Annotated in this window: 1 protein-coding gene; it reads right to left on the bottom strand. The window is 67.3% G+C overall.

Features of this window, described 5'->3' with window-relative positions:
• A partial coding sequence (locus tag ACMO6A_RS09450; protein ID WP_418471150.1) for a fibronectin type III domain-containing protein occupies positions 1 to 2,970 on the bottom strand: 2,970 nt, incomplete at its 3' end.
• Between the last annotated feature and the right edge of the window lie 273 nt (positions 2,971 to 3,243).

Raw genomic sequence — 3,243 nt, 5'->3', positions numbered from 1 at the left:
GTGCTGGTAGAACAGCTCCATCATCTGGTCCATGGCGTCGAACGAGGCCAGCAGCCGGGCCGCACGCTCGTCGGCGGCGCCGGAACCCGCTCCGGCCAGCATCTGCTGGGCCGGAACCGAGTACATCATCTGGTCGAGCATGACGTCGGTGGCGTTCAGGATGCAGTTCCTAGGATCGTAGTCGAAGCGCACCGCGGCGTTTCCGCCGGCCCCGTGCAGCTTTCCATGGCTCTCCTCCAGGGCCGGCACGTATGCCTCCAGCGCCTTGACGTAGGCCGTGGTGCGCGCGAGGCGCTCGGCCGGGTCGTCCACCTGGTACAGATCCAGCACGGGCACCGCCTGGGCTCCGCTGACGCGCACGCCCCAATCGGCGGCATCGTTATCGCCCGTGTACTCCACGTACAGCTGGCCGCCGTGTTCGACGTCGAGCGACGACAAGCTGGGGATCGTTATCTCGTTGCGGCCCACCTTGAGCGTGGCGATGGTCGTGGACACGTTGCTGGACTCCGGATGCTGCTGCGACACCACGAGGCGCAGCGGCGCCTCCTTGCCGGTGACCGCTCCCTTCGCGCCCGTGTACACCACGATCTGGTCGCCCTCGGCCACCACGGCGCCCAAGGGCTGCCAGGCGTTCAGGCCGCTGATGCCCAGGCTGCGGTTGTCGCGCGCCGAGGAGATGCCGTTGTGCACGCGCACCGTGCCCTCGAGGCCCTGGGTTGCCAGCAGCTTGCGGGCGTTGTCAAGCTCCACCTGCAGCTCCACGCGGTACGGGTTGAACTCACCGCTTGCCGGGTCGGGCGTGTCCAGGCGCTGCTGCAGCTCGTCCACCGCCGCGGAGGTCACGTCGTCTTTCAGCTCGAGGTGCAGGTCGTCGGCGTACAGCGCCATGATGTCGTTCTCCAGGCTGTCGTAGGCATGGAAGCGCATCTCGGCGACCACGACGTTGCCCGAGGACCAGGAATGTCCCATGCCGATCCTCACCTTGGACGAGGTCACGGGCTGAGGCAGCTTCGCCAGCACGTACTTGCGCCCGTTCTCGCCCGTGCGCATCTGCACGTTCGCCTGGACGGTCTGCCAAGCGCCGGCGTCGTCGACGTAAGAGACGCTGACCCTGCCGTAAGGAACGCCGTCCTGAACGTCGGCGAACGAAACCATGCCGAGCGTCTGGGGCTGGTCGAACGTCACCGTGACGCCCTTGCCGAGCGCGGGGTAAAAGCCGCCCTCGTCCCAGTCGGCCACTTTGAGATACGACGCGTAGTCGTCGTCGAACAAGCCGTAGGCGCTTTTTGCCTCGCCCGACGCTTCGTCCAGCGGGCTGTCGATCATGGAGCCGCGCCCGTAGGTTGCCGAGACGATGCGGTTCAGGTAGTCGCCATCCGCGTTCTCGGTGTTAACCAGGCGGTAAGCCGGCAGCTGCGCCGGCTTGACGTTCGCCGTGCGCACGACGGCCATGACCGAAGGCGCGCTCTCGCCGATCTCGTTCGCACCGGTCAGATACACCTGGTACTCGGTATCGTCCTTCAAACCGTCAACGGAGCAGGAAGTCTTCGTCAGGTCGGGCACCTTCGTGAAATCGCCGCCCTCGTCGGCCTTCTCACGATAGAACAGGTTGTACGAATCGGTGTCCTCCATGTTCTTCCAGCTGGCCTTGAACCCTCGATAGGCGCCGGACAGCGAGATGCCCTCGGGCGCGTCGGGAACCTTCTCGGCCTTCGGCGTGACCTGGACGCTGCCGGACCAGTCGCTGCGCCAGGCGCCGTTCGTGGAGCGAACCTTGAGGGTGAACACGGTGCCGTTCTTGATCTTCTGCTCGTCGAACTGCGTGATGGAAAGCGAGGTGCCCGTGGTGCGCTTGACCTCTTCCCTGCCGTTCGCGCTGATGGAGAGCTCGTAGCCCGTCACGTTGGTCTCCGCCTTCCATGAAACGGAGAACTGCTTGCTGCCCGCGACGGCGGAAAGCTCGCCGGGAATGTTCAGCTCGGGTTCGGGGATGCGCTCCTCCATGTTGTTGAGGAACTCCACCTTGGACACCTCGGCGAGGTTCGTGCCGCCCTGCGTTTTGGTGATGACGAGCGTGACCTTCTTGACAGCGATCTGGCCGCCGAAGTCCACCACCACCGTGCCGTTCTCGTCGATCACGGCCGTGGGCGCGCTGGAGCGGAAGAAGGCCGCGCGAGCCTCGGCGCGGGAGATGCCGATCTCGCGGACGGTGCCGTCCGTCAGCTCGACCAAGAGGCGGCCCGCCTCGGGGGCATGGTCGCCGCTGGCGGGCACGTTGATCACCATGCCGCCCAGCTGCGGGGCCTGTTCGGAATCTTTCGCCAGGTCGAAGGACACTTCCACCGGATGCTCGTCGGAAATGGCCTCCGAGGCCCTGAGCGAGACGGGCTTCGCGTCCGCGCCTACCACCTCGTCGAGGCTGCCGGACGCCACCTCGGTGCCCTCGCCCGGCGCCGCCTCGACCGCCGCGGGGGGCAGCGAGCGCGCCACGGTGGCCTCCACCGCGACGCGATCGAAGCTGGACACGGCCGTCTCGAGATCCGCGAGCGACACCGTGCCGTCGCCGTTCGCGTCGCAGGCGGGGCTTGCCGCGCCCGCCTCTATGTCGTCGATGATGGCGGAGGCGTCCGCATCGTCGACCGTGCCGTCGCCGTTGACATCGCCGGGCACGAGCACGCCGATGCGCGCCGGAGCCTGCGGGTCGGCGGCCAGGTCGCCCACGTACAGCTCAACGGCGGAGGAATCGCCCTTGACGTCGATCTTCTGGGAGTACGGCGCGATGCCGGGCGCGCGCACGCTCAGCGTGTAGGAACCGTCGGCCAGACCGTCGAATCGTGCGACCGACCAGGAGTCGCCTTCAAGGGAAAGGTTCAGCTGCTGCGCGCCGACCTGCACGCCGTCGGAGTCGGCGAGGGCCACCTCGTAGGCGGTGCCGGCCGTCGCCGCCGGACGGCCCTCGGTCAGCGTCACGCGCAGCTCGCCTGCCGGCGGGGCAACGGCGCTGCGCGAAGCGTTTTCAGCTTGCAGGGGCGAAGCCGTAGGCTCCGTTGCGTTTTCGGTTCGGGTTTGAGATTCGGATCCGGAAGCCTCGGCGGTGCCGGATGCGTCCGGAACCTCGTTTCCAGACCCGTGATCGGCTTCGGGGCTCTGATTCGGCGCCGTCTCATCCGCCTGGACCCGTCCGGGAGGGGCGGGTTCCGCATCGCTTTCGACGGCGTATGCCGGGATGGTGCACAACGAAGA

This window comes from Eggerthella sp., from assembly GCF_048329335.1.
Taxonomy (GTDB): domain Bacteria; phylum Actinomycetota; class Coriobacteriia; order Coriobacteriales; family Eggerthellaceae; genus Eggerthella; species Eggerthella lenta.
Note: the sequence above shows the minus strand (reverse complement) of the source record. Positions and strands in the feature narration are given on the sequence as shown.